Raw genomic sequence first — 23,070 nt, forward strand, 5'->3', positions numbered from 1 at the left:
TCCCCCCAGGAGAAGCCATGTCCGCCCCCGGTTTTTCCCGCAGACGCTTCGCCGCCGCGGTCGGCGGAGCCCTGTTCGCGGCGGCCGTCACGCCCACCCTCGCCAGCGCGGCACCCACGGCCAAGAAGCCCGCGACGTCCCCCGCGGCGACCGCCGACGACCCGTACACCACGGCCTTCCTCACCCAGTACAACAAGATCAAGGACTCGGCGAACGGCTACTTCAGCGACGAGGGCATCCCCTACCACTGCGTGGAGACGCTGATCGTCGAGGCCCCCGACCACGGCCACCAGACCACCTCGGAGGCGTTCAGCTTCTGGTTCTGGCTGGAGGCCACCTACGGCCGGGTGACCGGCAACTGGACGCCGTTCAACAGCGCGTGGGCCACCGCCGAGAAGTACATCATCCCCAACCACACCGACCAGCCGAGCAACAGCTCCTACAACGCGAGCAGCCCGGCGACCTACATCCCCGAGTGGCCCGACGTCAACAAGTACCCTTCCGCGCTGGACAGTTCGGTCTCCTCCGGCCAGGACCCGATCGCGAGCGAGCTGAACTCGGCCTACGGCACCCCGGACATCTACGGGATGCACTGGCTGATGGACGTGGACAACATCTACGGGTACGGCAACACGCCGGGCACCGGCGCCGAGAACGGGCCCACCGCGTCCGGACCGTCGTACATCAACAGCTACCAGCGCGGCGCCCAGGAGTCGGTGTGGGAGACGATCCCGCAGCCGACCACCGATCTGTTCAAGCACGGCGGCACCAACGGCTACCTCGATCTGTTCGTCAAGGACAGCAGCTACTCCCAGCAGTGGAAGTACACCAACGCCCCCGACGCCGACGCCCGCGCGGTGCAGGCGGCGTACTGGGCGTACCGGTGGGCCACCGCCCAGGGCAACGCGTCCGCGATCTCCGCGTCCGTGGCGAAGGCCGCCAAGATGGGCGACTACCTGCGCTACTCCTTGTTCGACAAGTACTTCAAGAAGATCGGCAACTGCACCGACCCGAAGAGCTGCGCCGCCGGTTCCGGGCGGGACTCCGAGCACTACCTGCTGGCCTGGTACTACGCCTGGGGCGGCGCGGAGAACGGCGGCGGCTGGGCCTGGCGGATCGGGGACGGCACCGCCCACCAGGGCTACCAGAACCCGCTGGCCGCCTGGGCGCTGGCCAATGTGCCGAGCCTGACCCCGAAGTCGCCCACCGCGCAGAGCGACTGGACCACGAGCCTTCAGCGGCAGCTGGAGTTCTACCAGTGGCTCCAGTCCGCCGAGGGCGCCATCGCGGGCGGCGCCACCAACAGCTGGAACGGGCAGTACGGCGCGCCGCCGGCCGGCGATCCGACGTTCTACGGCATGGCCTACGACTGGCAGCCGGTCTACCACGATCCGCCGAGCAACAACTGGTTCGGCTTCCAGTGCTGGTCGCTGGAGCGGGTCGCGGAGTACTACTACGTGACCGGGAACGCCACCGCCAAGTCGATCCTCGCCAAGTGGATCGCCTGGGCCTCATCCGAGACCACCGTCTCGGCCACCGACTTCCGCATCCCGGGCAACCTGAGCTGGACCGGGCAGCCCGAGACCTGGAACCCGAGCAGTCCGGCCGCCAACACCGGGCTGCACGTGTCGGTCGTGGACCACGGCAACGACACCGGGGTGGCCGCCGCCTACATCAAGACGCTCACCTACTACGCCGCCAAGTCCGGCGACACCGCCGCCGCGACCCTCGCCAAGAACCTGCTGGACGCGATGGCGAACTTCGCCGACGCGAAGGGCATCACCACCCCCGAGACCCGCACCGACTACAGCCGGTTCGCCGACCCGGTGTACGTGCCGTCGGGCTGGACGGGCAAGATGCCCAACGGCGATGTGATCAACTCCAGTTCGACCTTCCTCTCCATCCGCTCCTGGTACCAGCAGGACCCGGACTGGCCCAAGGTCCAGGCGTACCTGAACGGCGGCTCCGCGCCCACCTTCAGCTACCACCGCTTCTGGGCGCAGGCCGACATCGCCATGGCCTACGCCGTCTACGCCGAGCTGATCGTCGGGGCCGGCTCCGGCGGCGGCAGCGGTGACACCACACCGCCGACCGTGCCGGCGAACCTCGCGGTGTCGGCGACCACGGACACCAGCGTCTCGCTGACCTGGACCGCGTCGACCGACGACGTGGGCGTGGCCGGGTACGACATCTACCGGGGCGGCACCCTGGCGGGCAGCGCGGCCACCACGTCCTTCACCGACTCGGGGCTCAAGGCGTCGACGCCGTACAGCTACACGGTCAAGGCGAAGGACGCGGCAGGCAACATCTCGGCGGCCTCCGGCGCGGTCACCGCCACCACCAAGGCCGGCTCCGGCGGCGGCACCACCGGCGCGGTGAAGGTGCAGTACAAGAACAACGACAGCGCGCCGACGGACAACGCGATCAAGCCCGGTCTGCGCGTGGTCAACACCGGCAGCGCCGCGCTGGCCCTGTCGAGCGTCACCCTGCGGTACTGGTTCACCGGCGACGGCGGTGCGAGCAGCTACGGCACCTGGTGCGACTACGCGGCGGTCGGCGCCTCGAACATCACGCAGAAGGTGGTCGCCGTGTCCTCGCCGAAGTCGGGTGCCGACCACTATCTGGAGGTCGGGTTCACCTCCGGCGCGGGCTCGCTCGCGGCGGGCGCGAACTCCGGTGACATCCAGGCCCGGCTGAGCAAGAGCGACTGGTCGAACTTCAGCGAGAGCGACGACTACAGCTACGGCACCAATACGGCCTACACCGATGCCACCAAGGTGACCGCGTACGTCAACGGCACTCTCGCCTGGGGAGTCGAGCCTTGATCCGCCAAGGAACGAAGGAGACCTCACACATGCTGTCATCGTGGAGACGACTGCGCATGGCCGCGTGGGCGGGCACCGTGGCCGCCCTGCTGCTCGGTGCGCTCATGGTCGTCACCCAGCCGGCGTCCGCCGGTACGGCGACGGACTGCACCCAGTACGGGACCACCTCCCTCCAAGGCGGGGAGTACACCTACCAGCAGAACGAATGGAACTCGTCGGACACGCAGTGCGTGAGCATCGACAACAGCTCGGGCGCGTGGTCCGTCACCCAGGCGAACTTCAACACGGCCACCAACGGCGCCCCGGCGACCTACCCCTCGGTCTACAAGGGCTGCCACTGGGGTGCCTGCACCACGGGCAGCGGACTGCCCGTCCAGGTCAGCCAGTTGGGCAGCGCGACCTCCTCCTGGTCGACCACACAGCCGGCGTCGGGCGCCTATGACGTCGCCTACGACCTCTGGTTCAACTCGACGCCGACCACGGACGGCCAGCCCGACGGAACGGAGGTGATGATCTGGCTCAACCACAAGGGCAGCGTCCAGCCGTTCGGCAGCCAGACCGCCACCGCGAACGTCGCCGGGCACGGCTGGGACGTGTGGACCGGGCAGCAGACCTCCTGGAAGATCATCTCCTATGTCCTCCAGGGCGGCGGTACCTCGTTCAGCAACCTCGACGTCAAGGCCCTGATCGACGACGCGGTCTCGCGCGGCTCCATCAACTCCGCGCACTACCTGATCGACGCCGAGGCCGGCTTCGAGATCTGGCAGGGCGGCCAGGGCCTGGCCAGCAACAGCTTCTCCTTCAACGCGACCAAGGGCTCCGGCGGTGGTGGCGGTGGCGGTACGACGGACACGACCGCGCCCACCGCGCCGACGGGTCTCGCGGTGTCGGCGACGACGGCTTCGAGTGTGTCGTTGAAGTGGTCGGCGTCGACGGACAATGTGGGGGTGACCGGGTACGACGTGTACCGGGGGTCCACGAAGGTCGGCAGCAGCACGTCGACGTCGTACACGGACAGCGGTCTGAGCGCGTCGACGGCGTACTCGTACACCGTGAAGGCGAAGGACGCGGCGGGCAATGTGTCGGCGGCGTCGGGTGCGGTGACGGCGACGACTTCGGCGTCCGGTGGCGGCGGTGGTGGTACGCCGGGCACGGGTGCGGTGAAGGTGCAGTACAAGAACAATGACAGCTCGCCGACCGACAGTCAGATCAAGCCGGGTCTGCGCGTCGTCAACACCGGGAGTTCCGCGGTGGATCTGTCGAAGGTGACGATCCGTTACTACTTCACCGGTGACGGGGGTTCCTCCACCTTCACCACGTCGTGCGACTACGCGGCCGTCGGGTGTTCGAACCTCACGCAGAAGGTCGTGGCCCTGTCGTCGCCGAAGTCGGGTGCGGACCACTACGTGGAGATCGGGTTCACCTCCGGTGCGAGCTCGCTGGCCGCGGGTGCGAACACCGGTGACATCCAGAGCCGGATCAACAAGAGCGACTGGTCGAACTTCAGCGAGAGCGACGACTACAGCTACGCGACCAACACCGCCTATACGGATGCCTCGAAGGTGACCGTCTACGTCGACGGCACCCTCGCGGGCGGCACCGAGCCCAACTGACAAGGAGACAGTGGTGAGATCCCTTCTGCACCCCTTGCGTGGCGGGGGGCTCGCGGTCGCGCTGGCCACGCTGGTGACCACCGGATGCGGTCTGCTCGCCGCGGGAACCGCCCCGGCCGTCGCCCAGGGCAGCACCCTGGGGCAGCTCGCGCAGGCGAGCGGCCGGTACTTCGGCTCCGCCACCGACAACGCGGAGCTCAACGACTCGGCCTACACCGCCGTCCTGGGCAGCGAGTTCGGCTCGATCACGCCCGGAAACTCGATGAAGTGGGACACCACGGAGCCCTCGCAGGGCCAGTTCAACTTCAGCGGCGGCGACGCGATCGTCCAGTTCGCGCAGGCCCACAACCAGCAGGTGCGCGGTCACAACCTGGTCTGGCACAGCCAGCTGCCCAGCTGGGTGAGCAACCTCCCCGCCGGTCAGGTCCAGGCCGCCATGGAGAACCACATCACCAAGGAGGCCACCCACTACAAGGGCGAGGTCTACTCCTGGGACGTGGTCAACGAGCCGTTCAACGACGACGGCACCTACCGGACCGACGCCTTCTACAACGCCATGGGGAAGGACTACATCGCGGACGCGCTGCGCACCGCGCACGCCGCCGACCCCGGCGCCAAGCTGTACATCAACGACTACAACATCGACGGCACCGGCGCCAAGGCCGACGCCATGTACCAGCTGGCCAGTGACCTGAAGAAGGCGGGTGTGCCGCTGGACGGCATCGGCTTCCAGGGCCACCTGGCGGTCCAGTACTCGTTCCCCTCGAACATGCAGCAGAACCTCCAGCGCTTCGCCGACCTCGGGCTCGACGTCGCGTTCACGGAGCTGGACGTGCGCATGGAAATGCCGTCGGACAGCACCAAACTGGCGACCCAGGCCGACTACTACCGCCAGGTCACCAGCTCCTGCCTCGCGGTCACCCGCTGCGTCGGCATCACGGTGTGGGACTTCGACGACAAGTACTCCTGGGTGCCGAGCACCTTCTCGGGGCAGGGCGCCGCCGACCTGTACGACGAGAACCTCCAGACCAAACCGGCGTACACGGCGGTTCAGACCGCCCTGGGCGGCGGGGGCGGTGGCGGCGGTACGGACACCACCGCGCCGTCCGCGCCGACGGGCCTCGCGGTGTCCGCCACGACCAGTTCGAGCGTGTCGCTGAAGTGGTCGGCGGCGACGGACAATGTCGGGGTGACCGGGTACGACGTGTACCGGGGGTCCACGAAGGTGGGCAGCAGTACCTCCACGTCGTACACGGACAGCGGTCTGTCCGCGTCCACGTCGTACTCGTACACCGTGAAGGCGAAGGACGCGGCGGGCAACGTCTCCGCGGCGTCGGGTGCGGTGACGGCGACGACCTCGGCGTCCGGTGGCGGCGGTGGCAACCCGGGCACGGGCGCGGTCAAGGTGCAGTACAAGAACAACGACAGCGCGCCGACGGACAACGCCATCAAGCCGGGACTGCGGGTGGTCAACACCGGGAGTTCCGCGGTGGATCTGTCGAAGGTGACGATCCGCTACTACTTCACCGGTGACGGCGGCGCTGCCACCTTCAGCGCGTGGTGCGACTACGCGGCCGTCGGCTGTGCGAACGTGACACAGAAGGTCGTCGCGCTGTCCTCGCCGAAGGCGGGCGCGGACCACTATCTGGAGATCGGGTTCACCTCCGGCGCGGGCTCGCTCGCGGCGGGCGCGAACACCGGCGACATCCAGAGCCGGGTCAGCAAGACGGACTGGTCGAACTTCAGTGAGAGCGACGACTACAGCTACGCGACCAACACCGCGTACGCCGATGCGACGAAGGTGACCGCGTACGTCAGCGGCACCCTCGCCGGCGGCGTCGAACCGTAAGCCGGGGAACACCCCGAAGGCTTCGCCCAGTACGCCGATGCCCGCACCGGGCGGCGGCGTACTGGGCGAACGTGCCGTACGAACCGTGTGGTCACAGGCCGCGCAGGCGCGCGAGCGTGGTGTCCAGGTCGGCCGTGGCGGGCCGGTTGTGGGGCAGCTTGGCGAGCAGGGCGGCCATGCCGCAGGTGTTGCTCACGGCGGAGAAGACCAGCCCGCCCGCCACACCTGCGGACAGCAGCCGGAAGGCCGGGTGGACGAACTCGCCCAGGGCCAGACCGAGCAGGACCAGGGAACCGGCGGTGAGCCGGACCTGGCGGTCCATGCTCCAGACCGCCCTGACGTCACAGGCCGCGGGGCGGTCCAGTTCCCCGCCCTGCGCGGCCCAGGCGCCGGTGCCGCCGACGAGGGTCGCCGTGTGGACGCCCTGCCCGGCGAGCTTGCGGCAGGCGTTCTCGGAACGGGCACCCGAGGCGCACACCACGAGGACCTCGCCGCGCTCGGCGGCGCCGCGGATCTCGGGCAGCGCGCGGTCGAGCTGGTCCAGCGGGATGTTCAGGGCGCCGGGTATGTGACCGCCGGCGTACTCGCCCGGGGTGCGGACATCGATCACGGTGAGCTGGTGCAGCCGCTCCTTGGCCTGCTGGGGAGCGAGGGTGGTGAGGGTCGTCATGGCAGTTGTCGTCCTTGCGTTGTCGAGGGCGTCCCGGAGCGGGGAGTGACCCGTGGGGTTGGGGAGGATGCGGGGACGCCCGGCGTTCTCCACTGTGCCAGGGCTCTGTGACGGCGATGTCACACGAGTACGTCGGCGAACATGAAGACCGCGACGGCGAGCAGCACCCAGGCGAAGACACGCTGCAGCGTCCCGCCCCGGACCTTCCTGGCCAGGCGCTTCCCGTCCCAGGCGCCGAGCATGGCGGCCGCGGTGAACGGCGCGACGACCGCCCAGTCCAGGTGCGTCCCGGTGCCGGCGCGGGCGCCGAGCGCGGCCAGCGAGTTGATCGTGATGACCAGCAGGCTGGTGCCGACCGCGCGGCGCATGGGCAGCCGCAGCACGCTCACCAGCGCCGGTACGGCGAGGAAGCCGCCGCCCACGCCCAGGAACCCGGTCACCGCGCCGAGACCGGCCCCCACCGCACCGGCCCTGCCCGGCTCGATCCGGGCGCCGGAGTCGGCGGCGGTGCGGGCGGGGCGCAGCATGCGCAGCGCGGCGAGTGCCGCGATGACCGAGAACGCGATGGTCAGCAGGGCCTGGGGCAGCTGCCCGGCGGCGGCCCCGGCGGCCATCGCGGGCACGATGCCCGCCGCGGCGAACAGCAGCCCGGTGCGCCAGGCGACATTGCCGTCCCGGGCGTGCCCGGTCAGCGCGGTGACCGAGGTGAGGGTGACGATGACCAGACTGGCCGTCGTCGCCTCGGCCGTGGTGAAACCGAGGAGGTAGATCAGGGCGGGTACGGCGAGGACGCTGCCGCCCCCGCCGAGACCGCCCAGGGCCAGGCCGACGACGGCGCCGGCGACGAGCGCGAGTATCAGGGCGGTCATGCTATGGAACCGCTGTTCCCGTGCTCGTCGACGACCGGGTGCCCGGCATCCCACTCGTGCCGCTCGCGCACATCCAGCGGCACCGCCGGGGCAGCGGTGCCCCGGGTGTGCCGTACGGCCTCGGCGACGCTGACGCGGTCCTCGGCACGGGGGAGGAGGGACATCACTCGACCTCTCGGAAAAACGGACGGAACGGACCGGATGAAACGGGCCGGATGGAACGGACGGATGGCACGGAACGGGTGGGGGAGTGGGTCACCCGGTGACCACGGTCAGACCGGCGGCCGCGGCGGCGTCGAAACCGTCGTCCACGGCCACCACCTCCCGGCCGGACGCGTGCAGCAGGGAGGCGGCGATGCCGGCCCGCATGCCACCGGCGCAGTGCACCCAGACGGTGCCCGCCGGTACCTCGCCGAGCCGCCTGTGCAGCTGGTGGATCGGGATGTGGACGGAGTCCTCGATGTGCCCCGCGGCGCGCTCGGAGTCGCGGCGCACGTCCAGGACGAGGACACCGTCCGTGCCGCGCTCGGCCAGTCCGGCGAAGGTGGAGCGCGGGAAGGAGACGAGGTCCGCGCCCTCGGGCACCCACTCCTGGGGGGAGCCGGTGGCCGCGGCGGCCGGCCGGTCGATGCCGACCCGGACCAACTCGCGCTGAGCGGCGGCCAGTTGCTCGGGGGACTCGGCGAGCAGGGTGACCGGCTTGCCCCACGGGATCAGCCACGCCAGATACGTGGCGAGCTTGCCCTCGGCCTCGAAGTTGAAGGTTCCGGCGACATGGCCCTCGGCGAACGCGACCCGGTTGCGCAGGTCCACGACCCACTCACCGGCGGCGAGCCGGGCCGCGATCTCCCGGGCGTCGGCGAGGGCCGGGGCGGTCAGGTCCACCGGCGCGGGGCCCGCCGCGTTGGCCGGTCCCATGTGGGTGTAGTAGGCCGGGATGTCGTCGAGATCGGCGAGCAGCCGGGCGACGAACGAGTCCACGTCCGTGGTGAGCGCGGCGTTGGCGGACTTCTCCTTGCCGATGGTGGTGGTGTCGCCCTCGGCCTGCGCGGAGGAGCAGAAGCTGCCGAAGCCGTGCGTGGGCAGCACGGACGTCTCGTCCGGCAGCTCGGCGGCCAGCCGGTGGGCGGAGGCGTGCTGGGCGCGGGCGAGGCGCTCGGTCAGCCGGGGCTCGACCAGATCGGGCCGGCCCACCGTGCCGATCAGCAGCGAACCACCGGTGAACGCGGCCACCGGGCGCCCCTGCTCCAGCAGGACGTAGGAGGTGTGGTGCGGGGTGTGCCCAGGGGTGGCGACCGCCCGCAGTTCGAGCGCGTCGTCCACGGTGACGGTGTCGCCGTCGGCCACCGGCACCCGCGCGAACGACACCCGCGCGCCGGCCGGAACCAGATAGGCGGCGCCCGTCACCCGGGCCAGCTCCAGGCCGCCGGTGACGTAGTCGTTGTGGATATGGGTCTCCACCACGTGGGTGATCCGTACGCCGCGCCGCACCGCCGCCGCCAGCACCTGATCGACGTCGCGCGGCGGGTCCACCGCCACGGCGGCCCCCCTGCCACCGGCCAGGTAGCTGCGGTTTCCGAGGCCCTCGAGCTCGATGGTGTCGATGAAGAACACGGGAACGTTCCCTTCGCTGATTACCCCCCGGGGTATATATGGACCATAGCATGAGTACCCCGGGGGGTATTCCATACGCGTGCGGGTACGACGCGGACCGGGCCGGTTCGCGCTGGTGGGGGCCCGGTCGGGGCCGTCAGAGGCGGCCGGTGAGCATGCCGCGCCAGTAGAGCTGCGGCAGCAGGTACCGCTTGAAGACCCACATGTCGCGCCGTTCCTTGAAGGTGTCGATCAGCGGGAAGCTGGGCCGGGGCGTCAGGTCGTAGTCGAACTCGGCGAGCAGCATCCGGTCGCGGGCGGTCACCAGCGGACAGGAGGTGTAGCCGTCGTACCGGTGCGCCGGTGTCCGGCCGTTCATCACGTCGAGCAGGTTGGCGGCCACCACCGGGGCCTGCTTGCGCACCGCCGCGCCGGTCTTCGAGGTCGGCAGACTGGCCACGTCGCCGAGCGCGAACACCTCCGGATACCGCGGGTGTTGCAGCGTGTGCCGGTCGGCGGCGACGAAGCCCAGCGGGGCGGCGGGATCGGCGAGCGGGCACCGCTTGACCCAGTCGGGCGCGCTCTGCGGGGGCACGGCGTGCAGGAGGTCGTATCCGATGGTCTCCGCGCGGCCGGTCGCATGGTCGGTGACGGTGATCTCGCGGCGGTCGCCGGCCACGGCGGTCATCTCCGAGCGCAGCCGCACCTCGATGCCGTACCGCTCGGCCACCTGATCCAGGACGCGGCCCCACTCGGGCACCTTGAACAGGGTGGCGTCCGGGATCACGAGGATGATCCGGATGCGGTCCAGGACCTTCCGCCTGCGCCAGTGGTCGGCGGCCAGGTAGGCGATCTTCTGCGGTGCCCCGCCGCACTTGAGCGGCGTGGCCGGGTGGGTGAAGACGGCCGTGCCGGAGCGCATGTTCCTGATCAGCTCCCAGGTGCGCGGCGCGTACTCGGGCGCGTAGTTGCTGGCCACCCGGTCATGTCCGACCGCCTCGGCGAGACCCGGCACGGCGTCCCAGTCCAGTTGCAGCCCGGGGGCCATCACCAGGTGCTCGTAGGCGAGTTCGGCACCGCCGGAGAGGGCGATCGTCCGCGCTTCGGGGTCGACGGCGAGGGCGTGCCGGCGTATCCAGCGCACCCCGTCCGGGACGACGGACGCCTCGGCGCGGCGGGTGCCGCGCAGGGTCGCCTGACCGCCGCCGACCAGGGTCCACAGGGGCTGGTACCAGTGGCTGTCGGACGGCTCGACGAGGGTGATGTCGGTGACGCCCGCGCGGCGCAGCCGGGCGGCGACGCTGATTCCCGCGCTGCCGCCGCCGACGATGGCGACACGGTGCCGGCCGGTGATCGTCTCGGTGCCGGGTATGGGGCTCGCGGCCATGGTGGGAGTCCTTCCTGTACCGGCCCTGAGGCCGTCGGGTCGGGGGCTGTGCCGGTGCGCGGGCCCTGCCGCACACCCCGTTTGGTTGTCTCCTCAAATACCCCGGGGGGTTTCCGTGACCGAAGCTATGACGGTCCCGCCGAGACGGTCAAATACCCCGCAGGGTATTTGCCTCAGGGGTAAATCCGGAGCGGTGGACGCCTGGCGCAGACCCGTGCGAGGGGACACGGCAGCGCGTCGCGCGGCGGGCGCGCCCGGTACCCGCAGGGGCGCCGTAGCGTCCGAGGCGTGCGTGCGCGGGACGAGGAAGCGAGGCCGCCTGCCTGGGTGGGCCTCCTCGTCGCCGCGCTCGTCTGCGCCGTCCTCACCGCCGCGCTCGGCGGCTGCCCGCGGATGCGGACCCTGGCCGGCTCCGCCGTCGACGCGCCGCACCGACCGTTCGCCACGGCCGCGCCCCGGGTGGCGGCCGGGTCCCGGGTGGTGGCCGGGCCTCGGATCGCGGACGAGTCCCGGATCGTGAACCCCTCCCGGATCGCGGACCTGCCCCGGATCGAGGGAGCGTCCGGGAGCGTGGACGCGCCCCGGATCGTGGACCTGCCCCGGATTGCGGGCGGGTCCGGGAGCGTGGACGCGCCCTGGATCGTGGACCTGCCCCGGATTGCGGGCGGGTCCGGGAGCGTGGACGCGCCCCGGATCGTGGACCCGTCCCGGATCGAGGGAGCGTCCGGGAGTGCGGGCGCGTCCCGGGCCGTGGTCGCGGGGACGTCGAAGGCGGCGGGCCCCCGGTGTCACGGCGGCAGCGCGGCCATCGCGGTGACCCCTGTGGCCGCCCCCGACCCGCGTGCCCATGCGTGCGTCTCGAACGGCACGCACCGAGGGCCGCGCGCGAGCGCCCCGCCGCCGGCCCCGGAGCCGCCGTCGTCCCGGCGGATGCCCGACGGCCGCCCGGAACCGCCGCTCAGGGTCTAGGGAGTTCCCGGCCGCGGGCGCCCGTGCGGGGCGCCCGCCCGGCCGCCGCGCGTCCCCAAAACCTCCTGCGGCACACCAAGGAACTCCCCATGCCCACTCGCTCTGCCCGCGGCGGCCGACTGTCCGGTTTGATCCACCGGCGTCTGGGCCCGGCCGTCCTCGTCTGCTACCTGCTCGCCCTGCTCGTCCCCGAGCCCGGAGCCCGGCTGCGCGCAGCCGCGCTCGGCCTCTTCGGGCTGCGCCTGGACGCCTCGGCCGTCGCGCTGTTCGTCATCCTCTTCGCCGCCGCCTTCCAGGTACCGCCGGGCCGCGCCGCGGCCGCCGTCCGGCAGCCGAAGACCGTGCTCGCGGGCCTCGCCGCGCATCTGCTCACCGCCTTCGTCCTGGCGCCGGTCACCGCCCTGGTCATGTACGGCGCCGGGCTGCGCGGGCCGGCCGGAGCTCTGGCCACCGCCGTGGCGTTGGTCGCGGCGGCGCCCGTGGCCGCCGCCGCGACGGTCTGGATCGGCCGGGACGGCGAGGTCACCGCCCTGCTGGCCGTCGTCCTGCTCTCCGCGCTGCTCAGCCCGCTGACCATGCCCACGACGCTGGCCCTGCTGGGCCATGTCCTGCCGTCGGCGGGTCACACCCGGGCGCTGGTCGACAGCGCGGCCGGGCAGGCGCGGGCGCTGCTCACCGGTGCCGTCGCCCTGCCCTGCGCGCTCGGCCTGCTCGCCCGCAGACTCGTCCCCGCCGCCGTCCGCGGTCGCCTGCTCGCCGGGGCGCCGCTGGTGGCGATCACGGCGATGCTCGCGCTGACGTACGTCAACGCCACCGCCGCGGCTCCCGTGCTGCGCCGGGAGCCCTGGACGGTCGTCGCGCTCTGCGCCGCCGTGGGGTGGGGTGTGTGCCGACTGGCCTTCCTCGCGGGTTCGCTCACCGCCCGCTCGCTGCGGCTGCCGCCCGGCGCCGGGGCCACGGTCACCCTGGCGTGCGGCATGAGCAATGTCAGCGTCAGCACGGTCGTCGTCGTACAGGCACTGCCGGGGCAGCCGCACGCGCTGCTCGTCGCCCTGGTGTACGGGCTGGCACAGAAGGTCTCGGCCCGGCGTGCCGTCGCGAAAGGAGCCGCAGGGCCCTCGTACCGGACGGTCGGCGAGCGGCGTGCGCTCCGGTGATCCGGCGGGCCGTGTGAGCGAGTTGTCCCATAGGCGGGGAGGGTGGTGCGGACGATGCCCGCGATCCCTGGCGGACGCGCGGGGGACTCTGGCATCATCCCCACGCACCACCTGCACCGTCGCCCCATAAGTTGCCCGGCATTTCGCAGGAGGCTCCCCCATGAAGGTCCGCTCGACCCTGACCGCCCTCGCGCTGGTCGTCGCTCCCGGTGTCGCCGTCCTCGGCACCGCGACGGACGCCTTCGCGGTCACCAAGATCAGCAATGCCACCGCGACCCAGATGTTCCGCGACGCGGGCATCACCTGGTCCTCGTCCGGTGGCTGCTCCGACCGCAACAACTCGACCTGTACGTCGTTCGACCAGCTCAACCTGACCACCGCCCAGGGCGCCGTGACCCTCAAGCACGCCAGCGGCTGCGCCCTGAACATCACCGGCGGCACCGAGACCGGGCACGCCTCCGGCACGTATTCGCACTGGAACGGCTACAAGCTCGACTACGGCAAGAACACCTGCATCACCAACTACATCAAGAACAACTTCACCTACTCCGGTCTGCGCGGCGACGGTTACCCGATGTGGACCGCGGCCTCCGGCAACGTCTACGCCGACGAGGGCACCCACTGGGACGCCCTGTACTACAGCTGCGGCGGCTGCTGACACCCTGCCGGCCGGCATCCGGGCGACCGCCGTCGTCCGGGTCCGCCCGCACTCCCGACCGACCGTCGGCTAGGGCCCGTTGGCTTCGTCGTCCGTCTCGGCCAAGAGGCCCAGGACCGTCTCGACGACGGCTCCGGGAGCCGGGCCCGCGTCCACGGCGCCGCCCCGTTCGTCGGCCTCCAGCGGTTCCAGCGTCGCCTCCTGCGACTCCAGCAGCGCCCGCGGCATGAAGTGGCCGGAACGCTCGCTCATCCGCCGCCCCACCTCCTCGTGCCGGGCCGTCAGATGCACGAAGAAGGCGTCCGGACAGGCCGCCCGCAGAACGTCCCGGTAGCGGCGGCGCAGCGCCGAGCAGGGCACCACACCGCCGGTCGCCGCGCGGTCCCGCTCGCGCAGCCAGCGGCCGATCGCCTCCAGCCAGGTCCCCCGGTCGGCGTCCGTGAGCGGCACGCCCGCCGCCATCTTGGCGACGCTCTCGGGCGAGTGGAAATCGTCCGCCTCCGCGAACGGCACGCCCAGCCGCCGCGCGAGCAGCCGGGCCACGGTGGTCTTGCCGACCCCGGACACCCCGATCACGACGACGCACGGCGGACGCCGGCCAAAGTCACGGCGCATCGGGCCGCCCATGCTCCTCACGACCGCCCGTCGTCGGCCGCCGTACCGAGGACCGTCTCCTCGTGCAACAGCGCCTCCCTGGTCACCGGTCCGGGCCCGTACGCGTGCCGGGGCGCCGGTCCGTCCGAGCCCGCCGGGTACTCCTCCAGCGGGACGAGGTCCCGCTCCCACGCCGTGAGCACCGGGGTGAGCACCCGCCAGGCCTCCTCCGCCTCGTCGCCGCGGATCGACAGCGCGGGATCACCCCGCAGCACATCCAGCAACAGCCGCCCGTAGGCGGGCAGTTCGGCGGGCTCCAGCTCGGCGGTCAGCTCCAGCTCGGTGAGATGTCCGGCCCGCGCGCCGGTGCCCATCAGATCCAGGGTCAGGCCCTCCGGTTCGAGACCGAAGCGCAGCACATTGGGCTCCACCTCCCCGGTGTGCCCGAACGGCAGATGCGGCACGGGCCTGAACCGCACCGCGACCTCCTTGCGGTCCGCCCGCAGCCCCTTGCCGCTGCGCAGCCGGAACGTCGTACCCGCCCAGCGCCAGTTGTCCAGCTCCAGCTCCACCTCGGCGAAGGTCTCGGTGCCGCGCCCGGGGTCCACGCCCTCCTCGGCGGTGTACGACGGCACGTCGCGGTCCTCGATCCGGCCCGCGGCGTAGCGGGCGCGCCGGGTGCGGTGCACCACGTCGTACTCGGTCAGCAGCCGCACGGAGCGCAGCACGTCCACCTTGCGGTCCCGCAGGTCCCGTTCGCCGAGGGTGACCGGCGGCTCCATGGCGACGAGGCAGAGCACCTGGAGCAGATGGTTCTGCACCATGTCCTTCAGGGCGCCGACCCGGTCGTAGTAACCGGCCCGGCCCTCCAGCGCGAGGCTCTCGTCCCAGACGATCTCCACCTCGGCGATATGGGTGCTGTTCCACAGGGGTTCCAGCACCCGGTTGGCGAGCCTGCTGCCCAGCACGTTCTGCACCGTGGTCATGGCCAGGAAGTGGTCCACCCGGAACACCGCCCGCTCCGGCACCAGTTCGGCCAGCCGCGCGTTCAACTCCCGTGCGCTGTCCAGGTCTTCGCCGAACGGCTTCTCCAGTACGATCCGGCTCCCGGCCGGCAGGCCCGCCGAGCGCAGCGCGGAGACCACCTGCGGGAAGAGCGAGGGCGGCAGCGCCAGATACAGCGCCACCGGCTCGTCACCGTCGATGAGCGCCCGGACGTCCTCCTGGTCGGTGACATCGGCCCGCCGGTAGTGCGCCGACTCCACGACCGCCCGCCGGGCCCCGGCCGGGAGGTCACCGCCCTGCCGGTCGAGCCAGCCGGTGATCCACTCCCGGAACCCCTCCGTGGTCAGTTCCTCGCGGCTCGCCCCGGTCAGCCGGAACCCCTCGCCGAGGTGCCCCGCGGCGTGCAGGGCGGCGAGGGCCGGCATCAGGAAGCGCCCGCTGAGATCCCCCGTCGCACCCAGGACGACCAGACGCCCGATCATCGCCCGCTCGCCGCCCTCGCCCGCTGGAGGTTCACACCGCTCGCGATGATGCCGATATGGCTGAACGCCTGGGGGAAGTTGCCCATGAACTCTCCTGTGGTGGGGTGGATCTGCTCCGACAGCAGCCCGACCGTGCTGGCCCGCGCGCACAGGGACGCGTACAGCTCCCCGGCCTCCTCCAGGCGGCCCTGCCCGACCAGATTGTCGACCAGCCAGAAGCTGCACAGCACGAACGCGCCCTCGTCACCGGCCAGTCCGTCCGGGGCCTCGTCGTGCAGATAGCGGTACAGCAGCCCGTCCCCGGCCGACAGCCGCTGTGCGACGGCCTCCGCCGTGGCCACCATCCGCGGATGGGCGGCCGGTACGACCTCGCGCAGCGGCAGCGCCAGCAGGCTCGCGTCGAGGACGCCGCCGCCGGACAGATGGGCGCTGAGGGTGCCCGACTTCTCGTCCCAGGACTCCTCCAGGATGATGCGGCGCACCTGCTCGGCCGCCGCCCGCCACTGGTCGATCCGGCCGGGCAGGCCGTGCCGCTCCCCGATGCGCACCGCCCGGTCCAGGGCCACCTGGCACATCCCGGCCGAGTAGGTGAACGCCCGTCCCTCGCTGCGCACTTCCCAGATCCCCTGGTCGGGATGGCGCCAGGCGCGCTCCGCCGCGTCGGCGAGTCCGGCAAGTCCCGCCCACAGCGCCGGCTGGATCTCCCCGCCCGACAGCAGCCACTGGTCGGCGCAGTCGAGGATCTCGCCGTAGACGTCGTGCTGGCGCTGGTCGGTCGCGCCGTTGCCCCAGCGCACCGGGGCGGAACCGCGATAGCCCGCCAGTTCGCCGTCCTCCACCTCGTCCGGCACCGTGGCGCCCTGGAGGGTGTACATGATGCGCGGCTGCCTGCTGTGCTCGAAGGCGTCGAGGACCCAGCCGAGGAAGGAGTCCGCCTCGCCGTCGAAGCCGATGCGGCGCAGCGCGAACACGGCGTACGCCGCGTCCCGGATCCAGGCGTAGCGGTAGTCCCAGTTGCGGATGCCGCCGATCGGCGCGGGCAGTGAGGAGGTGGGCGCGGCCACCAGGGAGCCGCTGGCCCAGTCGTCGCACATCTTCAGCGTGAGCGCGGCCCGTCTGACCAGGGCCGCCTGCGGGCCCGCGTAGTCGCAGTGCCGCATCCAGCGGTGCCAGGCGTCGGCGGTGCCCTTGAGCATGGCGTCGGTGTCGAAGCGGTGGTGCCGGTGGAAGCGCCCCCAGGACAGCACCAGGTCCAGGCGCTCGCCCTGCCGGAGTTCATGGGTGCTGCGCAGACCGGTCAGGGGGCGGTTGGCGCGCAGATGCAGGCGCAGCCCCGGCTGCCGGTGGGGCCGTACCTCGAGACCGCTGAACAGCGCCTGCGCCTGCCCGCCGCCGCGCGGCTCCAGTTCGGCCCGCAGCCGTACCCGCCCGTCCAGGACGACGGCCGAGCGTACGAGTTCCGCCCGCCCGGCCGGCATGTCGTCGGTGAGGTCGGCGCCGGATCTGAGGGCGAGCGCGTCGGTGAGCCGCACCAGGCCGGTGCGCGAGCGCAGCTCGGTGACCAGCACCCCGGTGTCGGGCTGATAGTGCTGCCGGGCCTCCACCAGATCCTCGGGCGCCACCGTGAAGTGGCCGCCGCGCGCGTGGTCGAGCAGTGCGCAGAAGACCGCGTCCGAGTCGAAGCGGGGCAGGCACATCCAGGGGATGGAACCGTCCAGGCCGACCAGCGCCGCCGTGGTGCCGTCGCCGATCAGGCCGAGGTCCTCCAGCGGGAGGCAGCCGTCCCGCCTGCGGACGGGCCGGAAGGGCGGATCGGGATCGTACATGCGGCCTCGCTTCTTTCACGCGCACCGTGCTGCCGGGCCGGTGGACCTCATTCGTCGAAGGAGACCAGCACCTTCACGGTGTCCTCCAGCTTCTTGTCGGACACCTCGAAGGCCCGCTCCATCTCGCTGAAGGGGAAGCGGTGGGTGGTCAGCCGGGTCGGGTCGACGCGCTTGTTCGCCAGCACCCGCAGCAGCCGCTCCATGCGGAGCCGCCCGCCGGGGCACAGGCCGGTCGCGATCGTCTTGTCGGCCATGCCGACGCCCCATTCGACGCGCGGGATGCGCACGAACTCGCCCTGCCCGAAATAGCCGATGACGGAGATCGTGCCGCCCGGCTTGGTCACCTTGACCGCGGTCTGGAAGGTGACGTCCGCGCCGAGCGCCTCGATGGCGGTGTCCACGCCCTGCCCGTCGGTCAGTTCGTGGATCCGCTCGACCACGTCCTCCTTGCCGAAGTCCACGATCACGTCCGCGCCGTAGAACCGGGCGAGTTCCTGCCGGTTGGGCACCGACTCCACGCCGATGACCAGGCCCGCGCCGCGCAGCCGCGCCCCGGCCGTGGCCATCAGTCCGACCGGGCCCTGCGCCAGTACCGCCACGGTGCCGCCGATCGGGATGGCACCGTGCTCGGCGCCCATGAAGCCGGTGGACAGCATGTCGGCGCAGTAGACGGCGACGTCGTCGGGGATGTCGCCGGGAATCCGCGCCAGGTTGGCGTCCGCGCCGCTGACATGGAAGTACTCGGCGAACACGCCGTCCTTGAGGTTGGCGAACTTGAAGCCGCCCAGCGCTCCGCCCGACTGCGAGGGGTAGCCGTTCTGCGCGGCGAGGTCGCCCCAGTCGGGGGTGATGGCCCCGACCAGCACCCGGTCACCGGGCCGGAAGTCCTCGACCTCGTCGCCGACCGCGTGCACGACGCCGACGCCCTCGTGGCCGAGGGTCAGGTCCGTCCGGGGGCCGATGCCGCCCTGCACGGTGTGCGAGTCGGAGGTGCAGATCAGGGCCTTGGTGGTGCGCACCACGGCGTCGGTGGGCCCCGGCTCGGGGACCGGCTTGTCCATGAAGCCGACGCTCCCGATCTCCTTCATCACGAATGCCTTCACCGGCTTGTGCCCTCCTGTCGGACGCCCGACCTCGCGTCACCGTGTGGATCTCGCACTGCTCCGGGCGGCGGCAGGCGGCGGGCCCCGCACACCGTGATCACCGTCTCACGGGGCCCTGGGGAGCGCGCGGCGACCAGCGGCGGCGTTGCTGCGTTCCGGTGAAAGCGGGGCCATGTCGGGCGCCGAATCCGCCGCGCTCCGGCGGGGCGCCCGCATCGTGGTGACTCCGTCGTGCTGTGCGCGGGGCGGAGGGCGGAGGGTTCATGTCCGGCAGTGCCGCAGGGCGCGCCTTCATCGGTTCGTTCACGTCGGCGGGTGGGCCGGGGATCGTCGTGGCCGACATCGATCCGCGCACCGGGGCGCTGACCTGGGCGGGCGCCGTGAAGTCCGTCGCCGACCCGTCGTATCTCGCCGTCGGGCACGGGGAGGCGGGCCCGGTCCTCTACGCGGTCTCCGAGACGGTCGCGGGCGCAGTGGCCGCCTACGACGCCACCGGTGCGGTGCCCCGTCCGCTCGGCGAACCCGTGCGGGTCGGCGGCGACGAACCGACCCATCTCGCCCTGGCCCAGGGATATCTGCTGACCGCCAACTACGGCTCGGGCAGCGTGAGCGTGCTGCCGCTCACGGCCGAGGGCATCCCGCTGCCGCCGAGCGCGGTGCTGCACCACGAGGGCTCGGGACCGGACCCGGAACGCCAGCGGTCCCCGCACGCCCATCAGATCGTCCCCGATCCGACCGGCCGCTGGGTGCTCGGTGTGGACCTCGGCACCGACTCCGTGCGGATCTGCGCACTGGACGAGCGCACGGGCGGACTGCGCCCGCACGGCGCGACCGCGCTGCCGCCGGGCACCGGGCCCCGGCATCTCGCCTTCCACCCCTCGGGAGACCACGCCTATGTCCTCGGGGAACTCCGGCCGACGGTAACCGTGTGCCGCTGGGACGCCGCCGCCGGAGTGCTGCGAGCGGTCAGCGAGACCTCGCTGTTCCCGGACGGCACGGAGGTCCCGGTGCAGCCCTCGGCCCCGGTGGTGGCACCGGACGGCCGGTATCTGTGGGCGGCGGTGCGCGGCACCGACACCGTGGCCGTTCTCGCCCTCGACGCCTCGGGCGAGCGGGTGGAACCGGTGACGGCGGTGCCGTGCGGCGGCCGCTGGCCGCGCGACCTGGTGCTCGATCCGGCGGGCCGGCATCTGTACGCGGCCAACGAGCGCTCGGGCGAGGTGACCTGGCTCGACCTCGACACCGCGACCGGCGTCCCGCGCCCCGCCGGATCGCTGCCCGTGCCCGCCGCCAGCAGCGTGGCCTTCGGATGAGGGCACTTCGCACCAGGACCAGGACCGGGACGACGACCGGGACGACGACGAGGACGAGGACGAGGGAAGAGGATGGCCGAGCGGCAGAGCGAGAGAGAACGCATCGTGGTCGGGGTGGACGGCTCGGAGGGCTCCAGGCAGGCCCTCAACTGGGCGGTGCGCCAGGCGGAACTCACCGGCGGCTGGGTGGAGGCGGTGATCGCCTGGGACGTCCCGCAGTTCCACGGCGCCCTCGGCTGGATGCCGCCCTCCAGCTCCGACGAGGCCGCCCTGGAGGGCCGGGCGCAGAGCGAGGTGACCTCCGCGGTGGAGGAGGCCGTCGCGGCACACCCCACGGTGCAGGTCAGCACGGTGGCGCGCTACGGCACCCCCGCCAGCGTCCTCCTCGAAGCCTCCCGCGACGCCGCGCTGCTGGTGGTCGGCAGCCGGGGCCTCGGCGGCTTCAAGGGACTGCTCCTCGGCTCGGTCGCCCAGCACTGCGTCCAGCACGCCCACTGCCCGGTTCTCGTCCTCAGGGGACAGGAGGAGTGAGGCACGGCCGGCCGGTGCGGTGTCCGGCCCGGCGGGCGCACGCGGTACAAGGGGGCAACCCGGGTCGGTGGGGTCGGTCGGCCGAGGCGTACGAGGGCTCGCGGACGGTTCGTGTCAGGGCCAGGCGGAGGGGGAGAGCTGGTCACGTACCCACGCCGGGTCGGGATTGACGTACGGGCGGCCCGACACGACCACGGTCGGCACGGTCTCGTCGCCGCCGTTGGCCGCCCGCACCACCACCGCGCCGTCGGGGTCGCGCCAGATGTCGACCCAGTGGAGTCGGCGGGCGCCGCGGCCCAGGCGCAGGCGCAGCCGGAGGCAGTAGGCGCAGCCGGGACGCCAGTAGACGATGGGCCGGCCGTCGGTCCCGCTGCGCTGTGCGGCTTCCGACGCGCTGATCGAACGCGGGTACAGCAAGGGGGAGTTCAGGGCGGCGAGTACGGCGAACGCCGCCACGACGGCGGCACCAGTGATGGGGGCGCCCGTCCGGAACGGCGCCGTCGCCGCGACAAGGCCACAGAGCACCAGCAGTATCGGCAGGGTCCAAGGGCGCTTCATCCGACGCAGGTTATCCGCAGCGGTGGAGAGACGGCACGAAATCCCTGCCCCGCCGCAGGACTCAGCGCACGTCGCCGAGGGACACCGGCAGTTCGCGCGACAACCGGTCGAACGCCTCCGCCGCGTCGTCCGCCAGGCCAAAGAGGCGACGTCCGCGGTCACCGCCCTCGCGCCCGCCGTGTGGGGCTCCACCTATCTGGTCACCACCGAGTTCCTGCCACCGGACCGGCCGCTGCCGGCGGCCACCGCGCGGGCGCTGCCCGCCGGGCTGATCCTCCTGCTGCGCACCCGGACGCCGCCCCAGGGCAGCTGGTGGTGGCGGGCCGTCGTCCTCGGCGTGCTGAACATCGGCGCGTTCTTCCATCTGCTCTTCCGCGCCGCCTACCATCTGCCCGGCGGCGTGGCCGCGCTGGTGCTGTCCGCGCAGCCGATGATCGTGCTCCTGCTGGGCTCGCTGCCGCTGAAGGACACCGTCCGGCCGCTGCACCTCGCCTCCCGCGCGCTCGGCGCCCTGTCCATGGCGTCCGGCAACCTGCTGACCAAGCGCCGGGGCCGGCCCGAGGGCGTCGGGCTGCCGGCCTTCACCGGCTGGCAACTCATCCTCGACGGGCTGGTGTTGCTGCCGGTGATGCTGGTCGGCGAGCCGCTGCCGGACCATCTCGGCGGGCGCAACATCGGCGGCTTCGCCTGTCCCGGCATCATCGGCGCGCTCCTCGCGTACGCGCTCTGGTTCCGCGGACTGGCCGGACTGCCCGCGCTCGCCGCCTCGTTCCTGTCCTTCGCCCCACCGCTGTGCGCGATGGCCCTCGGCTGTCCCTTCCTCGACCAGACGCGGCGCCCGCTCCAACTCCTCGGCGCCGCCGGGGTGGCGGGGGCCGTGATCCTCGGCCAGCCTCGCGGCCGTCAGTCCTCGTCCTCCTCCGGGTCGTCGCGATGAACGACGCCGTCCTCGTCGAGGCGGGGGTGGATGCGCTCGGGACCGTGGTCGCTGGTGTCGGACGGGCGCGGAGCCTCGGGGCCGTCGGGGCCCCAGCGCAGCATGCGGCGGGTGCGGATGATCCGGTACGTGATGTCGAGGACCTCCAACTGGTTGACCCGGCCGGAGCGCAGCCGCTCGGAGGCCTCGGCGTAGGCGAACAGCACCGGATCGGCCCCGGGGTCGGCGGCGGTCACGGTGCGGGCGTCGACGAGCCGGTCGGCCTCCACGGGGATCAGGCCGCGGGTGCGCGGTTCGAGCCAGGTCAGGAAGAAGTCCAGCGACTTGCGGGCGCCGAGCGCGGTGGTGTGCGGACGGCTCGCGGGTTCCCAGCCCTTGCCGTCGCGTTCGGCGACCGTGAACGTGGTCGGCAGCAGGACGACGTCCGGGTGGGTCTTGCGGGCCCGGCGGGACTCGCGGAGAACGAAGTCGGGAAAGCGGGAGCCGGTGTACACGAAGTCGCGCAGCGCCAGCCGCTCGGTGGCCTGCGCCGGGGTGAGGGGTGCGTCCGGGTCCAGGACCAGACCGGCGTCGACCTCGGGCTCCCGGCTGTTGAGGCTCCAGTCGGGGGAGAGGGGCTCCGGATCGGTCGGGCGCGGCAGTTCGATACCGCCCGCGCCGGAGCCGGCCCACTCCTCGGCGCGCACGATCCGGTAGCGCGTGCCCAGCACGGTGAGTTCGTCGACGGGCTCGGTCTCCAGCCGGGTGACCGCCGCGAGCAGGGCACGGCGCTCCGCCCTGTCCTTGGCCTCGTCCTTCGCGCGGAACCACAGCCGGGAGTACAGGGTGTCGCGCGAGATCTGCGGGAAGGGAGCCGTGATCGAGGTCACCGTCCGCCAGCACTGCCCGTCCTCGGCGGTCTGCGCGACCACCCCGAACAGGGGGCCGCGCACGGCCACTTCACCGGCGCTGCGCACGGCGTCGAGGGCGTCGGCCTCCATGGCGGCCTCGACCGGCTCCACCGGAACGCGCACGACCACCGGCCGAACCCCGTCCGGACTGACATTCCCAAGGTCCATGCCCCCATCCTGCCGAGCGGCAGGTGCGGTGAGCGCGGTTTTTGGTGAAATACCGCTTCCCGTGCGGAAAACC

Annotated in this window: 19 protein-coding genes and 2 pseudogenes; 10 read left to right on the top strand and 11 right to left on the bottom strand. The window is 72.2% G+C overall.

Annotation, left to right across the window (positions count from 1 at the left end; genetic code table 11):
• Window positions 1-17: 17 nt before the first annotated feature.
• The 4 genes and pseudogenes from AB0N90_RS18225 (at window position 18) to AB0N90_RS18240 (ending at window position 6,287) form a co-directional block, all read left to right on the top strand.
• A complete protein-coding gene (locus tag AB0N90_RS18225) occupies window positions 18-2,825 on the top strand; it encodes a glycoside hydrolase family 48 protein (protein ID WP_365197645.1) in 2,808 nt (935 codons plus the stop codon).
• 104 nt (window positions 2,826-2,929) lie between these two features.
• Window positions 2,930-3,616 (top strand): annotated as a pseudogene (locus AB0N90_RS18230) (hypothetical protein); the annotation flags it as partial.
• Window positions 3,617-3,646: 30 nt separating this feature from the next.
• Window positions 3,647-4,438 (top strand): annotated as a pseudogene (locus tag AB0N90_RS18235) (cellulose binding domain-containing protein); the annotation flags it as partial.
• A 13-nt stretch (window positions 4,439-4,451) separates the two neighbouring features.
• The gene (locus AB0N90_RS18240) at window positions 4,452-6,287 is read left to right on the top strand and encodes an endo-1,4-beta-xylanase (RefSeq protein ID WP_365197648.1); all 1,836 of its coding nucleotides are present in this window, start codon (window positions 4,452-4,454) and stop codon (window positions 6,285-6,287) included.
• Window positions 6,288-6,378: 91 nt separating this feature from the next.
• Here AB0N90_RS18240 and AB0N90_RS18245 read toward each other — a convergent pair whose 3' ends face one another.
• The 5 genes from AB0N90_RS18245 to AB0N90_RS18265 form a co-directional block, all read right to left on the bottom strand.
• On the bottom strand, window positions 6,379-6,957 hold the full coding sequence (locus AB0N90_RS18245; protein ID WP_365197650.1) for a rhodanese-like domain-containing protein: 579 nt from the start codon (window positions 6,955-6,957) through the stop codon (window positions 6,379-6,381).
• A gap of 119 nt (window positions 6,958-7,076) precedes the next feature.
• Complete coding sequence (locus AB0N90_RS18250) at window positions 7,077-7,826, bottom strand: sulfite exporter TauE/SafE family protein (protein ID WP_365197651.1); 750 nt, start codon at window positions 7,824-7,826, stop codon at window positions 7,077-7,079.
• Window positions 7,823-7,990, bottom strand: coding sequence for a hypothetical protein (locus AB0N90_RS18255; protein ID WP_365197653.1), 168 nt, complete (start codon window positions 7,988-7,990; stop codon window positions 7,823-7,825). Before AB0N90_RS18255 ends, AB0N90_RS18250 begins: the two co-directional genes overlap by 4 nt.
• A 91-nt stretch (window positions 7,991-8,081) precedes the next feature.
• Entirely contained in the window at window positions 8,082-9,440 is a 1,359-nt protein-coding gene (locus AB0N90_RS18260; RefSeq protein WP_365197656.1) for an MBL fold metallo-hydrolase, read from the bottom strand.
• 136 nt (window positions 9,441-9,576) lie between these two features.
• A complete protein-coding gene (locus AB0N90_RS18265; protein WP_365197659.1) occupies window positions 9,577-10,806 on the bottom strand; it encodes an FAD/NAD(P)-binding oxidoreductase in 1,230 nt (409 codons plus the stop codon).
• A gap of 288 nt (window positions 10,807-11,094) precedes the next feature.
• On the opposite strand from AB0N90_RS18265, the gene AB0N90_RS18270 reads away from it, so the two are divergent.
• The 3 genes from AB0N90_RS18270 (at window position 11,095) to AB0N90_RS18280 (ending at window position 13,590) form a co-directional block, all read left to right on the top strand.
• Window positions 11,095-11,775: a hypothetical protein gene (locus AB0N90_RS18270; protein WP_365197662.1), complete on the top strand. Its 681-nt coding sequence runs from the start codon at window positions 11,095-11,097 to the stop codon at window positions 11,773-11,775.
• Window positions 11,776-11,864: 89 nt separating this feature from the next.
• Complete coding sequence (locus AB0N90_RS18275; protein WP_365197664.1) at window positions 11,865-12,932, top strand: sodium-dependent transporter; 1,068 nt, start codon at window positions 11,865-11,867, stop codon at window positions 12,930-12,932.
• A gap of 160 nt (window positions 12,933-13,092) precedes the next feature.
• On the top strand, window positions 13,093-13,590 hold the full coding sequence (locus AB0N90_RS18280) for a hypothetical protein (protein ID WP_128793277.1): 498 nt from the start codon (window positions 13,093-13,095) through the stop codon (window positions 13,588-13,590).
• A gap of 69 nt (window positions 13,591-13,659) precedes the next feature.
• On the opposite strand, the gene AB0N90_RS18285 is transcribed toward AB0N90_RS18280, so the two are convergent.
• From AB0N90_RS18285 to AB0N90_RS18300, 4 genes are read right to left on the bottom strand one after another with little or no spacing between them, the layout of a single operon-like run.
• On the bottom strand, window positions 13,660-14,205 hold the full coding sequence (locus tag AB0N90_RS18285) for a gluconokinase (protein WP_365197667.1): 546 nt from the start codon (window positions 14,203-14,205) through the stop codon (window positions 13,660-13,662).
• Window positions 14,206-14,222: 17 nt separating this feature from the next.
• A complete protein-coding gene (locus AB0N90_RS18290; RefSeq protein ID WP_365197670.1) occupies window positions 14,223-15,671 on the bottom strand; it encodes a glucose-6-phosphate dehydrogenase in 1,449 nt (482 codons plus the stop codon).
• Complete coding sequence (locus tag AB0N90_RS18295; RefSeq protein WP_365197672.1) at window positions 15,668-17,497, bottom strand: glycoside hydrolase family 15 protein; 1,830 nt, start codon at window positions 17,495-17,497, stop codon at window positions 15,668-15,670. The genes AB0N90_RS18290 and AB0N90_RS18295 overlap by 4 nt, the downstream gene beginning before the upstream one ends.
• Before the next feature lie 47 nt (window positions 17,498-17,544).
• A complete protein-coding gene (locus tag AB0N90_RS18300; protein ID WP_365197675.1) occupies window positions 17,545-18,600 on the bottom strand; it encodes an NAD(P)-dependent alcohol dehydrogenase in 1,056 nt (351 codons plus the stop codon).
• Window positions 18,601-18,863: 263 nt separating this feature from the next.
• Between AB0N90_RS18300 and AB0N90_RS18305 the strand changes: the two genes are divergently transcribed.
• Together AB0N90_RS18305 and AB0N90_RS18310 are read left to right on the top strand one after the other, a co-directional pair.
• Entirely contained in the window at window positions 18,864-19,913 is a 1,050-nt protein-coding gene (locus tag AB0N90_RS18305; RefSeq protein WP_365197678.1) for a lactonase family protein, read from the top strand.
• A gap of 72 nt (window positions 19,914-19,985) precedes the next feature.
• On the top strand, window positions 19,986-20,444 hold the full coding sequence (locus AB0N90_RS18310; protein WP_365197680.1) for a universal stress protein: 459 nt from the start codon (window positions 19,986-19,988) through the stop codon (window positions 20,442-20,444).
• 114 nt (window positions 20,445-20,558) lie between these two features.
• On the opposite strand, the gene AB0N90_RS18315 is transcribed toward AB0N90_RS18310, so the two are convergent.
• Complete coding sequence (locus tag AB0N90_RS18315; RefSeq protein WP_365197683.1) at window positions 20,559-21,002, bottom strand: hypothetical protein; 444 nt, start codon at window positions 21,000-21,002, stop codon at window positions 20,559-20,561.
• Window positions 21,003-21,024: 22 nt separating this feature from the next.
• Here AB0N90_RS18315 and AB0N90_RS18320 point away from each other — a divergent pair, with 22 nt between their 5' ends.
• Window positions 21,025-21,939, top strand: a complete 915-nt coding sequence (locus tag AB0N90_RS18320) for an EamA family transporter (protein WP_365197685.1) — start codon at window positions 21,025-21,027, stop codon at window positions 21,937-21,939.
• Here AB0N90_RS18320 and AB0N90_RS18325 read toward each other — a convergent pair.
• Window positions 21,906-22,997: a DUF5954 family protein gene (locus AB0N90_RS18325; protein ID WP_365197687.1), complete on the bottom strand. Its 1,092-nt coding sequence runs from the start codon at window positions 22,995-22,997 to the stop codon at window positions 21,906-21,908. The two genes, AB0N90_RS18320 and AB0N90_RS18325, sit on opposite strands and share 34 nt — an antisense overlap.
• Window positions 22,998-23,070 lie beyond the last annotated feature (73 nt).

The sequence above is a fragment of the Streptomyces sp. NPDC093018 genome (genome assembly GCF_040684035.1).
Classification (GTDB): domain Bacteria; phylum Actinomycetota; class Actinomycetes; order Streptomycetales; family Streptomycetaceae; genus Streptomyces; species Streptomyces murinus.